Raw genomic sequence first — 15,796 nt, 5'->3', positions numbered from 1 at the left:
TTCAATGGTTAATTCATCACTTTTTATGAATTTGAAATATTTCGTAACAATTAGTGAAGTATGTCAGCTCTTTAAAAACAACAAACTGTTACCGTCAGAAATCTGTGCAATATTACCGCAAAGAAGGCTTTAAGGCCTGATGCCCCTGAGAAAATGCAGGGCAGATGGACTTTTTCAGACATTGAGAATCTCTGCTTTAGGAATAGACTAAGGCCCAAAGCGTTTTCATTCTTCTGTTATGCCACGTCATTGTCTGGCAGAAGAGCATGAGCGTGCTCTTCGTGTTGCTGTAGTCTGTATGGCTACGCGAAGTGCTTGAAGTTGAGGTTAATTTTATGTCAGAACCAAGAGGCGTGCGATGAAAAACAAGTTACTGGCGAGGATGGCACGATTGGGTGGCTTATCGTCAGCGTTGCTGCTTGCCGGGTGTGATGCAGGTGTTTTCGACCCGAAAGGGCCGGTTGGTGAGGAAATTAAATCTCTTATTGTGACCTCATCAATTGCAATGCTGATTGTGGTTGTCCCGACTATCCTGTTGTCGGTGCTGTTTGCCTGGCATTATCGCCAGTCAAACACCAGTGCAGAATATCTGCCTAAGTGGTGTCACTCGAACAAGATTGAAGTTGTGATCTGGGGTATCCCGGTTCTCATCATCATCTTTCTTGCCACGATTACCTATAAGACCTGTCATTCTCTCGACCCTTACAGGCCGTTAGAAGCTCAGGCGACGACAAAGCCTGTTGAGGTTGAGGTGGTCGCTCTCGACTGGAAGTGGCTGTTTATTTATCCGGAAGAGGGTATTGCGACAGTTAACCAGCTTGCTATGCCGGTTAATACACCAGTCCATTTCGTTATCACTTCTGATTCCGTTATGAACTCTTTCTTTATTCCACGTCTTGGCTCAATGATTTATGCCATGGCCGGAATGCAGACGCAGCTTCATCTGATGGCCAGCGAGCCAGGTCAGTATCAGGGCCTTTCAGCTAACTTTAGCGGCGAAGGTTTCTCTGACATGAAGTTCGTAGCTCTTGCTATGAATGCTGAAGAGTACAGAGACTGGGTAGAGAAAGTTAAAGCTTCCTCCGATCAGCTGAATAAAGAGACTTACGAACAGCTTCTGAAGCCGAGCGTAAAGAATCCTTATGCATTTTATGCTCACGTTGAGCCTGACATGTTCGACTCAATTGTCGGTAAATATAACAACGGTATGGTCATGCATAAAAAAGTTGCTCCTGACGGTCGTATGGAGTCTGCAATGTCCGGCATGAATATGAAGGAACAGGATTAATGTTAGGGAAATTATCTCTATCGGCTATCCCCATTCATGTACCGATTCTTGTCGGTACATTTGCGGGCGTTGCCGTTGTCGGCCTTGCTGTCCTGGGGCTGATTACATATTTTGGTAAATGGGGTTACCTCTGGAAAGAGTGGTTTACCTCTGTCGATCATAAGCGCCTGGCGGTAATGTATATCGTTCTGGCTCTGGTTGCTCTTTTCCGTGGTTTTGCTGACGCGATTATGATGCGTAGCCAGCAGGCTCTGGCATTTAACGGCAGCCCTGGTTATCTGCCGCCTGAACACTATGACCAGATCTTTAGTGCTCATGGCACGATTATGATCTTCTTCCTGGCTATGGCGTTCATGACAGGTCTGTTTAACTTCATCGTGCCTCTGCAGATTGGTGCACGTGACGTTGCATTCCCGTTCCTGAACAACCTTAGCTTCTGGATGACAGCTGTCGGGTTCATTCTGGTAAACGTTTCTCTGTTTATCGGTGAGTTCTCACAGTGTGGCTGGCTGGCTTATCCGCCTCTGTCAGAAAAGCAGTTTAGTCCTGGTGTCGGTGTCGATTACTATATTCTGGCATTGCAGATAGCTGGTGTCGGTACGCTGCTGACCGGTGTGAACTTCTTTGTGACCATCGTGAAAATGCGTGCTCCTGGCATGAGCTGGATGAGACTGCCTGTTTTCACCTGGACTGCTTTTTGTTCTTCTATTCTGATCATGGTTTCGTTCCCTGTCCTGACAGTTGCTCTGGCACTTCTGGGTCTTGACCGTTATCTGGGTATGCACTTCTTCACCAATGACGGTGGCGGTAATCAGATGCTTTACCTCAACCTGATCTGGGCATGGGGGCATCCTGAAGTTTACATTCTGATTCTGCCAGCTTTTGGCGTGTTCTCAGAAGTTGTTCCTGCGTTTTCAGGCAAGCCTCTGTTTGGCTATGCCACCATGGTCTATGCAACCTGCTCGATCATGATTCTGTCTTTCCTCGTCTGGGTTCACCACTTCTTCACCATGGGTGCAGGTCCTGATGTCAATGCCTTCTTTGGTATTGCCACAATGGTTATCTCCATCCCGACGGGTGTGAAGCTGTTTAACTGGATGTTCACCATGTACAAAGGGCGCGTTCAGTTCCACGCCTGCATGTACTGGGCTGTTGGCTTCATGGTGGTTTTCACCATTGGTGGTATGACCGGCGTTATGCTGGCTATTCCTGGCGCTGACTTTGTTCTCCACAACTCTCTGTTCCTGATTGCTCACTTCCATAACGTGATTATCGGTGGTGTTTACTTCGGTTACATCTGTGGCATGAACTTCTGGTTCCCCAAAGTTATGGGCTTCAAGCTCAATGAATCATGGGGCATTGCTGCCTTCTGGTTCTGGTTCTTTGGTTTCTTCTTTGCTTTCACACCACTCTATGTCGTTGGCTTCATGGGCATGACCCGTCGTCTGAACCATTATGACAATCCTAACTGGTACCCATGGATTCTGGTTGCTATGTTCGGTGCGGTTCTGGTTCTGCTTGGCATTGTCTGTCAGCTGACACAGCTCTACGTTTCTATCCGTGATCGCAACCTTCCTGAAAACCGTGATCTTACCGGTGATCTGTGGAATGGTCGCACTCTGGAGTGGTCTACTTCTTCTCCTCCTCCTGTATATAACTTTGCTATCGTTCCTCACGTGCATGAGCTTGATGCATACATGCATGATAAAGAGCACGGCATTAATACACGTGGTGCTGGTGAAGGTGTGCAGTATGCACCTATTCACATGCCCAGAAATACTGCTGCTGGTTTGTCAGCTGGTATATTTGCTTTTGTTCTGGGTTTTGCTGCGATCTGGTATATCTGGTGGCTTGCTGTTATTGGTCTTGTTGGCATCATCGCTACGGTTATTATTCGTAGTGCTGATAAAGACATCGACTACTATATTCCGGCTGAAGAAGTTGCCCGCACTGAGCAAGAGTATTCCCGTCAACTGATGGCACAGGCAGCTGAATAATGGCACACGATACAACTATTCAGACCGCAGGCCACGACGAGCACCACCACGAGTCTCCGGTAGTGTTCGGGTTCTGGGTCTACCTCATGACGGACTGCATTATCTTTGGTACGCTTTTTGCGACCTTTGCAGTTCTGCGTAACCAGTTTAACGGTGGCCCTAATGGCCACCAGCTTTTCGAAATCGGGGGCCTTGCCCTCGAGACAGCATTACTGCTGATTTCCTCTATCACTTATGGGTTTGGCATGATTGCTGCCCATAAAAATGAGATTAACAAGGTTATTGTCTGGCTGGGCATTACGTTCCTGCTGGGGCTGGGCTTTGTTGGCCTCGAAGTGAAAGAGTTTATTGGTCTGATTCACGAAGGCGCAGGTCCTGACCGCAGTGCGTTCCTGTCAGCGTTCTTTACGCTGGTATCAACACACGGTCTGCACGTGAGCTTTGGTCTGCTCTGGATTCTGACCCTTATGGTTCAGCTTGCAGGCACGAAGACGATCCCGGAACGTATGATGAGCAAGCTCACCTGCCTGAGCCTGTTCTGGCACTTTCTGGACATCGTCTGGATCTGTGTTTTCACCTACGTATATCTGGCGAGCATGATCTGATGAGTGAACATAACACAACCTCCTCCGGTGAGAGCCACGGTAGTGTATCTTCATACATTATCGGGTTTGTTCTCGCCGTTATCCTGACAGTCCTGTCGTTTGCTATCGTTGTAACGCACAGCCTGTCTCCTTCAGCGACAATCCTGACGCTGTCTCTTCTGGCTATCATCCAGGTTGTGGTGCATCTGCACTACTTCCTGCATATGGGTGGTCATTCAGAGCATCGCTGGAATAATATCTGCTTCGTGTTTACGATTGGCTTTGTCAGCATCGTAATCATCGGTACATTGTTCGTTATGAATAATGCTGCTGTGCAGATGATGTCCCGATAAGACATAGTTTCAGGCTGGTATGATGCCGGCCTGAACAATAAAAAAACCCCGGGGGTAATGCCCCGGGGTTTTTTTATGCCCGGCTTCAGGCTCATGTAATCATATGCCCAAAAAAAATGCGCTCGCCTGAAACAGGAAGAGCGCATTCCGAACCGCAGGATAAAAGCGGTAACCCTCAGGCTTTATGTGGCTCGGGAGAAAGCATATCGGTCTTACCGGGCTTGTCTTTCCATTCTTCTGCATCAGCAGGTGGTGTGCCCTTACGGGTAATGTTGGGCCATTTTTCTGCGTAAGAAGCGTTCAGCTCTGCCCATGCAGTTGCGCGATCGTCACTGTCAGGGAAGATAGCCTCAGCCGGGCATTCCGGTTCGCACACGCCGCAGTCAATGCACTCGTCGGGGTTAATAACCAGGAAGTTTTCGCCAGCATAGAAGCAGTCAACAGGGCAGACTTCTACACAGTCCATGAATTTGCAGCGGATGCAGTTTTCAGTGACCACGTAGGTCATTGCTTTCTCCGAAATTATCTGGGGGCCTGACGTGATATCTGGCCGGGGGGCAAACAAGGCACGACTACAGGCAGTCGCACCACAAAGTATGGCGCATGATATGATGCGGTTTGTCGTTCATGGCAAGCGGTTTACAAAATGTATTCTTTTTTTCCTGTCAGGTGCTGATAGCCTTATGAGCGTGATTGCAGTACGGCAAGGGCCGCAAACGGGCCTGATGCAGGTGGTATGTTCTGCACTCTTTTGCGTTTGCGCGGTGAGGGGAAGCGCTTCGCGGCTGCTGGTTTTTGAGAGTACAAAAGAACAGGAGCCTGAGGGCCAATCTGATTTTCAGAGAGTATTTCAGGCATCTTAAGGCGCAAAGACAACCCTTTTAAGACTGAGGGAAGAGCGGACCGGGAACTGCCGAGCCGGCTGGCAATATCAGCCGGTATAGGTTTGGCACCGCTTCTGGTCAGCGTGTGCAGTCTTTTACGGGTTTCTTCAGCAATATCGAGTCGGATCCATAATGGTCCGCTTCTGACCCACCCGATTTTGCTGAGTAATAAGAGCGTTGCAGCGCTGGTCTCAGAGGGCAGTGCGCTATGTTTAAACGAAACAGCACCAGCATGTGGCAGCGGAGGTAGCTGCTGGTTTGTCTGAACAGCGAGTAGCAGGGCACGTAAGTGCATGGCCTGAGGGCGCATGGCCGCTGTGCTGTAGAGTGTACTGCTCCCTGATATGATCCCGTATTTTTTGAGAGTGGCGGCATTTTTATGCGTCAGATACTCAGCGGCAGGCAGAGGCATAATGCCCCCCTGTTCAAGCAGCTCATGCATTATGCCGCGCAGAACAGGCACATCAGCAACAGCTTTAACAGCCCGAAAGAGCGGGTTCAGTATTGTGATAATGCGCTTTGTTACAAACTCATTCAGGCGTACGCGAATTCGTTCGCGGTGTGCTGTTTCTAAAAAATCAGAGCCAGTGACACAGACACCAGGTCTGAACAGTGTCTCTCCGGCCTGAAGAGAGGCGATATGATCACCCTGCCACAATAAGGCACCGGTAGAGAGGTCAAAAGTCAGGGTTTCATCTTCAGTCTGGAGAAACTGTGCGACCCGGCGAGGTATTTCGCTTCTTACTGCGCGGCGTGCGGCACGCAGCAGCAGTTTCTGGTCGGGAGCAGAAACGTCAGCATCCGGTACAAAGTGGAAGCCGTGCATCCTGCCAAGAGGGTGGCCTTCAACGCTGACTTCGCCTGTTCTGGTAATAGCTGAAAGCAGAGGGGCACTGTCGGCCTCTTCAAGCCTGCGTGCCAGGCTCGTGGCCCGTTTATCGACAAAGCGTGCGGCCAGGCGTTCGTGCAACAGGTCAGAGAGTGCGTCTTCAACAGTGCGGGTGCGGGCGCGCCAGTGTTCGGGCTTTTCAACCCAGTCGATATGGTTGGCAACGTAGGCCCATAAACGAATTCCCATCAGGCGGTGCATCAGGTCTTCAATGTCGCCTTCGGTGCGTTCAAGGTTAACCAGGCGTGTTTCCAGCCAGTCAGAGGGCAGACGGCCTTTACGGCGCAGTGTGACAAAAATCTGTGCACACTGGCGAATATGACTGTCTTCGCCCAGTTTACGAAAATCAGGAATCTGGCAAACATCCCACAGCAGTTGTACGTGCCCGGGAGCCTGGCATAAATTTTGTATAGTCGTATCACGCATCAGGGCGATGAGTGTGAGCAGGTCAGAGGCGGGGGGTGCGCTCCACAACCCTGCTGCCGGTGTTTTGCGGCACAGGCTGGCGTGCAGGGCGTCAGGAGAGCTGTAATCGAGCGAACTGTTGCGCCAGTAAAGATGATGCAGCGGCTCAAACTGATGCGTTTCAACAGCTTCTGTTATGTTTTCTGACAAAGGCGGACAATCGCCTGTGGTGCCAAAGGTGCCATCAAGAGTGCCACGGCCGGCACGGCCGGCAATCTGTGCAATTTCAGGTGCACTCAGAAAGCGGCGGCCTGAGCCGTCAAATTTTGATAACCCTGCAAAGGCGACATGGTGAATATCCATGTTCAGGCCCATGCCTATGGCATCTGTCGCAACCAGATAATCAACTTCGCGATTTTGATACAGGGCGACCTGTGCATTGCGTGTACGGGGTGAGAGCTGCCCCATAACAATGGCACATCCGCCCCGGCGGCGGCGGATCATCTCGGCTATGGCGTACACATCTCCCGCCGAGAAGGCGACAATTGCCGTACGTGGTGGCAGGCGGCTGAGGCGGGTAAAGCCGGTGCAGTTCAGGTTTGACAGGCGTGGCCGCGTTTCAATCTCAATGTGGCGTACAAGGCTGCGTAGCAGAGGCGCAATGGTCTCAGCCCCAAGAAAGAGCGTTTCCTCCTGTCCACGGGCGTTTAGTAACCTGTCAGTGAAAATATGCCCACGCTCAGGGTCAGCGCAGAGCTGAATTTCATCAATCGCAATAAAACTGACAGGCCTGTCGAGTGGCATGGCTTCAGTCGTGCAGGAGAACCAGCGTGCGCCGGGCGGAATAATCTTCTCCTCCCCTGTAATCAGGGCGACATGGCTCACACCTTTAAGCTTAACCATGCGCTCGTAATTTTCACGCGCGAGCAGACGGAGTGGAAAGCCCATAATGCCAGAGGGGTGTGCCAGCATGCGCTCTAGTGCCAGATGCGTTTTGCCCGTGTTGGTGGGGCCAAGAATCGCTCTGACAGGGGCCTGCATTTCTGGCTGGGCCGGGCGGGGGCGAACAGACAGGTGACGTTGGGTATTCATTGTGCTTCCATGGTCATCCGGCCGGAGAAGAAAAGCAAGGCTTGCTGCATCCGGCTCTGTATCAGAACGCACAGAGGAGCGCATTTTTATGGCAGAGAAAAAACAAAAGCTGCATGTTCGGGCTGCCGAATGCCTTGTCGTGACAGCAGACTCTGCATCAGAGGAACGGTTTGTCTATGGCGTACGCGCCGGTGAAGATGCAGTTCTCAGTGAAGTACTGAGCAAGGAAGGTATTGCTTTTGCGCACGCATGCGATTTTTCCGGCAAGCCTGGTCAGTTCCTGAATGTACAGGGCAAAAACGGTGTGCCTGTCTGTTTTATAGGGCTTGAGCCTGCGGGGCAGCGGCATCCTTATCAGTTCGGCCAGCTGGCACGTGACCTGCCATCAGGTGACTGGCAGGCAAAAATGCCGGACGATATTGAGCGTGATGATGTTCTTCTTGGCTTCTGTCTCGGAGCCTACCGCTATGCTCTTAAAGCAAAGGATAAACCCGGACAGAAAACCCGGCTTATTGTTACGAAAGAAGAAAATAAAGGGCAGGCTGTTGAGACGGCGCGCTCTGTCTGGCTGGCCCGTGACCTTATTAACATGCCGGCTAACCTGTTAGGGCCAAAGCAGCTGGCTCAGGCAGCGTATGACGTTCTGACCTCACTGGGGGCAGAGGTTGACGTTATTAAAGGTAAAGAGCTTCGTAAAAATTATCCGCTCGTTGCACATGTGGGTGAGGGGTCAGAGCGACGCCCCCGCGTTGCTGTTGCACGCTGGCAGGGAAGTGGTGCCTCTAAAAAATCGCCTTTACTATCCCTCGTGGGCAAAGGGGTTTGCTTTGATTCGGGCGGGTATGACCTGAAACCCTCTTCAGGCATGTTGCGCATGAAGAAGGATATGGGGGGAGCTGCGTCAGTACTTGCGCTCGCCCGCCTTATTATGACGCAGGATCTGCCCATACGCCTTGAAGTGCGTCTGGGGTGTGTTGAAAACAGTGTTTCAGGCCGGGCTATGCGTCCGCTTGATGTGGTGAAAAGCCGTGCAGGCCTGACGGTAGAAATTGGCAATACCGACGCTGAGGGACGACTCGTCCTGGCTGATCTGCTGACGGAAGCTGGAGAGCATCAGCCTGACCTTTTGCTGAATATGGCCACGCTGACCGGTGCAGCCCGTGTTGCTCTGGGACCAGACCTGCCAGCTCTGTTTACGAACAGCGATAAAGCAGCGCAGGCTTTGCTTGAGGCCGGGCAGCAGCAGGCTGACCCGCTGTGGCGTTTGCCATTGTGGCAGGGGTATGCCGGCTGGATAAACAGCTCAGTCGCTGACCTGAGTAACATTACCTATAAACCGCATGCCGGGGCTGTTACAGCCGCGTTGTTTCTTGAACGTTTTGTGACACCAGACCAGAAATGGGTGCATATCGATACATATGCCTGGAATGACAGCGCCCGGCCTGGCAGGCCTGAAGGTGGCGATTCTCCTGCGATCAGAGCAGTTTTTGCCGCGTGCGATGTCCTTCTGAATATTACAAAAAAAACGGAATCATAAAAAAAATGTGAAAATTACAGACCTGTTATGCATTGATGTCCTTTTATAATTCGTTTCGATTCCTATATAAGATCGTGACATAACGACCGGAACCGGTCACAGGGAGCCGATGGCCTGCTGCAAAACTCTCATCGGCATTAAAACAGGAAGGATAAACGGCCATGGCTAATAATAAGAATCAGGCTCAGGATCTGGTTAAAATGCTGCGTGACACCGTGGTTGCGCTGGTAAAGGGTGAAGGCCCTGATCTGTCAGCACGTCAGCTGGGTGTGTTTCTGACCTGTTATCTTGATGAGAGCGGACATACGGTGCGTGGTCTGGCTTCAAGTCTGAACGTATCAAAACCTGCGATTACCCGTGCTCTTGACCGTCTGGGTGAGTTTGACCTGGCACGTCGTAAGGTTGATCCGCTTGATCGTCGTTCTGTGCTGGTGCAGCGCACACCTAAAGGTGCAGCATATCTTAAAGAGATTTGTGCGATTATGGATGTAACAGCTGGCAAAAGCATTGAAAGCGTTGCTCAGGACGTGAGCAGGAAGGTGCAGCCTGTGCGTCGCCGCCTGCGCGTTGCAGCAGCCTGATATCTGAAGAGTATTGCGGTCAACCCGCAGAAAGAGACAGCGCTTCGCCATCTGGCAGGCGCTGTTTTTTTATGGTTTTAGCCTGTGGCGGCTGGTGTTGCCCTGGCGATACATTCCGTTAAGGTTTTTTACAGCTCTGTCTGGTGCCCTGTAAAAAAGTATAAATGTTTCTTACCACCTTCCTACAGGGTGTTTTTTTGTGCGTATAACAGCCAGAGCCAGCCAGCCCATTTGTGGCAGCAGCAACAGGGGCAGGGCTATGCATACACCGCTGACTGGTGGCTGGTGTGCGACATAAACAGCAACAACACCGCCCCACACAACAAAAAGGCATTCGCACACAGTAATTAGCGCCGCATTCATACCGCTGCGGTGCAGCACCTGATAAAGGTGACCGCGATGGGCCTGCATTAAAGACTGCCTGGCCAGTGTGCGACGAAGCAGAGTAAAAGTTACATCAAAAATAAGTGGAAACAGTAGTGATGGCCCCAGAAGCCAGCCTGAAGGCAGCGGAGTATGACGTGTCATATAAAGGGCTGATGTGCCCGCCAGCAGGCCACAGCTCTGGCTGCCAATGTCACCGAGAAAAATTTTGGCTTTAGGGTAGTTAAAAGGCAAAAAGCCCAGCAGGCACGCTGCCATCATCAGGGCAGACCACATCAGATCAGGAAAGCCGTAATAAGTTGCAACGGCAGCAACAAAAAAATTACCAGCAATCAGCGAGCCTGAAATCAGCCCATTCAGACCATCCATAAAATTGACGGCGTTGGTAATAAACAGCAGCCATATGACGGAGAGGATGATGCCTGATATGTGACCAGGCCATGCCACGGCCGTCCCGCCGGCAATGACCAGAGCGGAAGCGATACATTGTGCTGCCAGCTTAATGAAGGCCGGCCACTGATACATATCATCAAACCACGAGATAGCGGCCAGGAAAAGAGTTGCCAGCGCCGTCAGAAAGACATCTGTGCGGAGCACGCTATGTCCTGTAATATCCTGCACTAACGGAAAAAAGAGGAAAAAAGAGGCCATAACCCCTACGCCGCCACCCTTGGGAGTAGGGGTTTCGTGAGAGCTTCGGTCGCCTGGATGATCAAGAACGGCCAGGTTAATCATGACGCGTACAAGACCAGCTGCAAAAAAAGCAGCGCAAAAAAGACAGAAAACAGCCAGAGTGGGATCAGATAGTAACATGGGGCTTAAATCGCAGGGTTGTACCGCTTCTAGGATGGGTGCTGCTAGGCTATAGGATCAGAGTGATGGTACCGCAATGTTCAGAGCCTTTGCATCGTAATCTCCGATTACGACCACTTAACAGAATTCTGGTCAACATTTTGCTTGATGGAATGCTGGCCGCCCTTGCTGCGCCTATAGCCCGCTGGCTTGCGGCTCCGCAGGATGGTCTGCTGCACCCTTTGTGGTTTCTGGCTGGCGGGGCTGTTACTCTGGTGGTCAGTGGCCTGCCATTTCGTATGCCACAGCAGTACTGGCGTTTTTCCGGCGTGTCAGACCTGATGGGTATTGCCGGGGCATCGGTGGCCAGCTCAGCGTTATTTTCGCTGGGGCTGTATGTCATGCATTACCCTCTGCCCAGTTTCACTTTCCCGATTATTTATGCTCTGGTTTTGCTTGTTCTTCTGGGTGGGCTGCGCGTCGCCTACCGCCTGGCGCACAGGCTGCGGCAGTTTCGGGCTGCACAGCGCTGTGTTGTGCTGGTTGGCGTCGATGCCGGAGCCGATCTTTTTTTGCGGGCCATGGAGCGTAACCCTGAAGAAGGGGTGAAAGTGGCTGGTCTGATCGCCCTGGGCACGAACCAGGCGGGCAGACGTTTACATAATATTCCGATTCTCGGTCATGTGGATGAGGTACAGACCATTCTTGAGCGTCTGGCCCGGGTCGGTAACCTGCCAGAGACCCTGGTGGTGACTGAGCCTTTGTTCAGGGGGGCAGGTTTATCTCACCTGCTTAACACAGCGGCTGCATATAATATCGCTGTGATGCGTATTCCGGCTCTGACTGCCCTTACACCGGCTGAGCGGGTGGAACTTCGCCCCATTCCGCTGGAAGATTTGCTTAACCGCCCGCAGATCCCGCTTGATCGTGAAGGGATGGAGCAGCTGATTACAGGACAGACGGTCCTGGTCACAGGGGCAGGGGGCAGTATTGGGTCTGAACTGGTGCGGCAGATTGCCTGCCTTGAGCCGAAGCATCTGGTCTTGCTCGATCACGGTGAGTTTGAGCTCTGGCAGATTGAGGTTGAGCTTGTTGAGCTCGCGCCGCATGTGCCGCGCAGCATTGTTGTTGCCGATGTGCGTGATGAAGAGCGGATGGAGCGCGTTATGGCACAGCACCAGCCTGCTCTGGTGTTTCATGCCGCAGCACTGAAGCATGTGCCTATTGTTGAGGCTAACCCGGCTGAGGGTTTGCTGACCAATGTGCATGGTACCCGCGTTGTTGCCGATAGTGCTGCCCGCCACGGTGCACAGGCCATGGTGGTTATTTCTACTGATAAGGCAGTTAACCCTTCCAGCCTGATGGGGGCAGCAAAGCGTGCGGCTGAAATGTACTGCCAGGCACTTGATATTCAGGCCAGGGCTGTGACCGACCGTTCTATGATGCGATGTGTCACCGTACGTTTTGGCAATGTTCTGGGGTCGACAGGCTCTGTTGTGCCTCTGTTTCGTCGCCAGCTTGAGCGTGGTGGCCCGCTGACCGTAACGCACCCCAATATGTGTCGTTATTTTATGACAGTGCCTGAGGCGGTAGGACTGGTGCTTCAGGCCAGTGTCAGAGGCGTGCGCAGTCAGCGCGGCAGCTCAGACACAGATGCTCTGCTGCGTGATGGTGGTATTTTTGTGCTTGATATGGGTGAGCCGGTCAAAATTGTTGATCTGGCCCGGCAGATGATTCGTCTGGCCGGACTGCGCCCTGATGATGATATTGCCATAAAATTTACGGGTCTGCGTCCAGGCGAAAAATTATATGAAGAACTTTTTCACGGGCGCGAGGCTCCGGTGCCAACTGATAACCCCGGCCTGCTTATGGCAACCCCGCGTGTAGTTGATCTGGCTGAGGTTTCCCGCGCGGTCGATCAGATCACATCTCTGGCACGTCAGGGTGACGTACAGGCAGCCCTGCGTGTGCTGACATTGCTGGTTCCTGAATTCAGGCATAATCCTGATGGTCAGGTTCATTCTGCCCAGGGCGCAGAAAATGATAAAATTCCGGAGTTGTATCCTTCACAGTCTGATCACACAGAACAGGTGGTATAAGAATGAGCGCAGCAGAAAAACCAGTAGCGTTTCTTGATCTGGCAGCACAGCAGAAGCGGCTTGGTCCTGTCTTAAAGCAGCGGGTTGACGCTGTTTTTGAGCATTGTCGCTTCGTGATGGGGCCTGAAGTGGCAGAGCTAGAACAGCGCCTGGCAGAATGGTGCGGCGCGGCTGAGTGTGTCGGTGTCTCTTCAGGCACAGATGCGTTGCAGATTGTGATGATGGCTGAAAATATCGGGCGGGGTGATGCGGTGTTCCTCCCGGCCTTTACTTACACGGCAACGGCTGAAGTTCCTCTGGTGCTCGGGGCAACGCCTGTGTTTGTCGATGTTGACCCCGATACCTTTCAGATCGACCCGGTGCATTTGCGGGCCCGTATCAAAGCTGTGCGGCAGGCAGGCAGGCTGACACCCCGTGCTATTGTGGGTGTTGACCTGTTTGGTCAGCCTGCTCCCTGGGCTGAGTTACGTTCCATTGCTGAGGAGGAAGGTCTCTTTCTTCTTTCCGACTGTGCGCAGGCATTCGGTGCCGCACTTAATGGCCGCCCTCTGGGACGAGAGGCTGTTGCAACCACTCTGTCTTTCTTCCCTTCTAAACCACTCGGTGGTTATGGGGATGGCGGTGCCATTCTGACAGATGACCCTGAGCGTGCTGAGCTTTATCGCTCGCTGCGCACACATGGTGAGGGTAAAACACGTTATCAGGTGATGCGTACAGGTATGAATGGCCGGCTTGATACGATTCAGGCGGCAGTTCTGCTGGCGAAACTGGATTTTTTCAAAGAAGACCTTGCCCGTCGTGAGCATGTTGCACGAGCTTATGATACAGGGCTGAAAGAGCATGTGCAGGTGCCGGTGCGTGTGGCAGATAGTGCAAGCGCCTGGGCTGTTTATGCTGTGTTGCTGAAAAATCAGGCCGAGCGTGAGGCCATGCAGGCCCGCCTGAGTGCGAAAGGGGTACCGTCTGCTATTTACTACCCTCTGCCACTGCATCGTCAGCCTGCTTATCAGGACCACCATGACGGGGAGGCCCTGCCTGTGTCAGATGACCTGGCAACGCGTATTCTCGCCCTGCCTGTTCACCCTGACCTGACAGACGCTGAAGTCGCCCGGGTTATTGCCGCTGTGCGTGGATAAGAAAGAGAAGAGATGTCAAAAAAAGCTGCCGCTCTGCTTGGCTTTTTTGTGCTGGTGATCGGAACCCCCATCCTGATCTGGACATATGCGTTACCTGATCTGAAACCTGTGATTTTTCCACAGGTGGCCAGTGGCAGCATAGAAGTTGGCCCTATGCGCCATAAACGTATGCTGACAGATGCAGAGGTGAGCATGCTGAATACATGGTTTACGCAGCATAAGGGGGGGTGGGGGCCGCTAAGCACGACGCCTCCCTCATCAGGTGATTCACGCGTCACCCTTTTTGACGATAAGGGCAAAGAGGTTCTGGACCTGACATTATGGACCGGAATTAGCGCCGCAGACTGGAATGACACAGTGTTTGTCGAAAGCCCTGATGGTCAGCACGTGCGAAGCGAACATTTTTCAAAAAAACAGTTTGCTCCGCTGCGCATGCTGGTTGATCAGCACCTGTTCAGGCGCACTGATTTTCCATAACGCGGTTCTGTCGGTTGATAAGGGCCAGTCCCTCAGCCACAGATACGAATTCACCACCGGTATCGACACGGTCTGCCCCAAAGCGGTCAATAAATAGCTGACGAACCGCTGGCACGAAAGAGGTGCCACCCGTCAGAAAGACCCTGTCGATTTCTGCTGCATTTAGCCCGGCATTGTTGAGTGCGCGTTCTATTGTGGCATTAAATCGTTCCAGGTCTGGGGTAATCCAGTGTTCAAAATCAGAGCGTGTGACGGTGTGTCTGATGTTAAGCTTACCATGCCTGAACACCAGTTCGGCACTGTCTGCATGCGACAGGGCTGTTTTAACGGCACTTACGGCGCGGTAGAGCGATTGTCCCTGCTGGTCTTCAACCAGGTCAATAAACGCCTGTAGCTTATCTGGCTCTGACACAGTGCGGCAGACATCTTCCATGTCACGCATGGTGCGGGGGGTGCGCATCAGGGCCAGACGGTGCCAGTGGCCAAGGGCATTATACCACTCGATGGGTACAGGCAGAGGTTCCCCTCCCATCACCCGATAGGTACAGTCACGCCCCAGCAGAGGGGCAACGACATTGCTGATAATGCGGTTATCAAACTGATCCCCGGCAATACCTGTGCCTGAATGGCCCAGGGGGCGGGTACGATCCGGGCGGTCGGGGTCAAAATGCAGCACTGAGAAGTCACTGGTGCCGCCGCCAAAGTCGCCAACCAGAATAGTGGCGGGTTGTGTGAGGCGCTGGGCAAAGCGCCAGCCTGCGGCTTCTGGCTCCCAGGCCAGGGAGACATGCGAAAAGCCGGCAGCTTTAAAACTGTCGCGCAGACGTTTCTCGCCCAGAGCATCATCAGGCATGTCACCGGCAAAGGTTACGGGCCGTCCGACAGTTACACTCACCTGAGCCGGGTCGAGCTTTACAGCTCTCATCAGGCTGGCAAGGAAACGGGCAATCAGGGTTTCAAGTGTCAGGCGCTTGCTGAAAACCTGTGTTTCGCGGAATGATTTTTGCGCGAGGTATGACTTGACTGACATAATCATACGGGTTTCAGCCGGGTCTTCCAGCCAGGCATCAATAGCGGCTTCGCCTATGGCTTCGTGCTGAATGATGCGTGAACCTTCTTCCTCCTGCCAGAAACAGAGTAGCGTGCGGCAGGTGTCTGAAGGTGTATCACGATCAGGGAAGGTAAAACGGAGTGTTTCGGTCGCGCCATCAGGGTGTGAGAGCACGACAACACTGTTTGTTGTACCAAAGTCGATCCCAAGGCTGAGAGGAGAAGTCATTGTTGATATGTCAGTCATA

At 52.4% G+C, this 15,796-nt stretch carries 13 protein-coding genes; 9 read left to right on the top strand and 4 right to left on the bottom strand.

Annotated features, from left to right (window positions below; genetic code table 11):
- The first annotated feature begins 358 nt into the window (after window positions 1-358).
- From cyoA to cyoD, 4 genes are read left to right on the top strand one after another with little or no spacing between them, the layout of a single operon-like run.
- Window positions 359-1,288, top strand: coding sequence for a ubiquinol oxidase subunit II (gene cyoA / locus GOB58_RS01430; protein ID WP_086553506.1), 930 nt, complete (start codon window positions 359-361; stop codon window positions 1,286-1,288).
- Complete coding sequence (cyoB, locus tag GOB58_RS01425) at window positions 1,288-3,285, top strand: cytochrome o ubiquinol oxidase subunit I (RefSeq protein ID WP_086553505.1); 1,998 nt, start codon at window positions 1,288-1,290, stop codon at window positions 3,283-3,285. Before cyoA ends, cyoB begins: the two co-directional genes overlap by 1 nt.
- Window positions 3,285-3,890: a cytochrome o ubiquinol oxidase subunit III gene (gene cyoC, locus GOB58_RS01420; RefSeq protein WP_086553504.1), complete on the top strand. Its 606-nt coding sequence runs from the start codon at window positions 3,285-3,287 to the stop codon at window positions 3,888-3,890. Before cyoB ends, cyoC begins: the two co-directional genes overlap by 1 nt.
- On the top strand, window positions 3,890-4,222 hold the full coding sequence (cyoD, locus tag GOB58_RS01415) for a cytochrome o ubiquinol oxidase subunit IV (RefSeq protein ID WP_086553503.1): 333 nt from the start codon (window positions 3,890-3,892) through the stop codon (window positions 4,220-4,222). Before cyoC ends, cyoD begins: the two co-directional genes overlap by 1 nt.
- Before the next feature lie 175 nt (window positions 4,223-4,397).
- Here the strand turns inward: cyoD and fdxA are convergent, their stop codons facing one another.
- Window positions 4,398-4,730, bottom strand: coding sequence for a ferredoxin FdxA (gene fdxA / locus GOB58_RS01410; protein WP_086553502.1), 333 nt, complete (start codon window positions 4,728-4,730; stop codon window positions 4,398-4,400).
- Between the two features lie 173 nt (window positions 4,731-4,903).
- Window positions 4,904-7,441, bottom strand: a complete 2,538-nt coding sequence (locus tag GOB58_RS01405; protein WP_173559260.1) for a helicase-related protein — start codon at window positions 7,439-7,441, stop codon at window positions 4,904-4,906.
- A gap of 139 nt (window positions 7,442-7,580) precedes the next feature.
- Between GOB58_RS01405 and GOB58_RS01400 the strand changes: the two genes are divergently transcribed.
- Both GOB58_RS01400 and GOB58_RS01395 read left to right on the top strand, forming a co-directional pair.
- Window positions 7,581-9,029, top strand: a complete 1,449-nt coding sequence (locus GOB58_RS01400; RefSeq protein ID WP_173559126.1) for a leucyl aminopeptidase family protein — start codon at window positions 7,581-7,583, stop codon at window positions 9,027-9,029.
- Window positions 9,030-9,190: 161 nt separating this feature from the next.
- On the top strand, window positions 9,191-9,610 hold the full coding sequence (locus GOB58_RS01395; RefSeq protein WP_086553500.1) for a MarR family transcriptional regulator: 420 nt from the start codon (window positions 9,191-9,193) through the stop codon (window positions 9,608-9,610).
- A gap of 171 nt (window positions 9,611-9,781) precedes the next feature.
- Here the strand turns inward: GOB58_RS01395 and GOB58_RS01390 are convergent, their stop codons facing one another.
- Window positions 9,782-10,807, bottom strand: a complete 1,026-nt coding sequence (locus GOB58_RS01390; RefSeq protein WP_173559125.1) for an MraY family glycosyltransferase — start codon at window positions 10,805-10,807, stop codon at window positions 9,782-9,784.
- A 65-nt stretch (window positions 10,808-10,872) separates the two neighbouring features.
- On the opposite strand from GOB58_RS01390, the gene GOB58_RS01385 reads away from it, so the two are divergent.
- From GOB58_RS01385 to GOB58_RS01375, 3 genes are read left to right on the top strand one after another with little or no spacing between them, the layout of a single operon-like run.
- On the top strand, window positions 10,873-12,885 hold the full coding sequence (locus GOB58_RS01385) for a polysaccharide biosynthesis protein (RefSeq protein ID WP_173559124.1): 2,013 nt from the start codon (window positions 10,873-10,875) through the stop codon (window positions 12,883-12,885).
- 2 nt (window positions 12,886-12,887) lie between these two features.
- Entirely contained in the window at window positions 12,888-14,021 is a 1,134-nt protein-coding gene (locus GOB58_RS01380; RefSeq protein ID WP_173559123.1) for a DegT/DnrJ/EryC1/StrS family aminotransferase, read from the top strand.
- 12 nt (window positions 14,022-14,033) lie between these two features.
- Window positions 14,034-14,498 carry a hypothetical protein gene (locus GOB58_RS01375; protein ID WP_173559122.1) on the top strand — a complete coding sequence of 155 codons (465 nt, stop codon included), beginning with the start codon at window positions 14,034-14,036 and terminating at the stop codon, window positions 14,496-14,498.
- Here the strand turns inward: GOB58_RS01375 and GOB58_RS01370 are convergent.
- Window positions 14,476-15,795: an Hsp70 family protein gene (locus GOB58_RS01370; protein WP_173559121.1), complete on the bottom strand. Its 1,320-nt coding sequence runs from the start codon at window positions 15,793-15,795 to the stop codon at window positions 14,476-14,478. The two genes, GOB58_RS01375 and GOB58_RS01370, sit on opposite strands and share 23 nt — an antisense overlap.
- Window position 15,796: the final 1 nt, after the last annotated feature.

Origin of the sequence: Acetobacter thailandicus (assembly GCF_011516655.1) — a bacterium.
GTDB classification, from domain to species: Bacteria; Pseudomonadota; Alphaproteobacteria; order Acetobacterales; family Acetobacteraceae; genus Acetobacter; species Acetobacter thailandicus.
The sequence above is the reverse complement of the archived record's forward strand: the minus strand, read 5'-3'. Positions and strand labels throughout refer to the sequence as shown.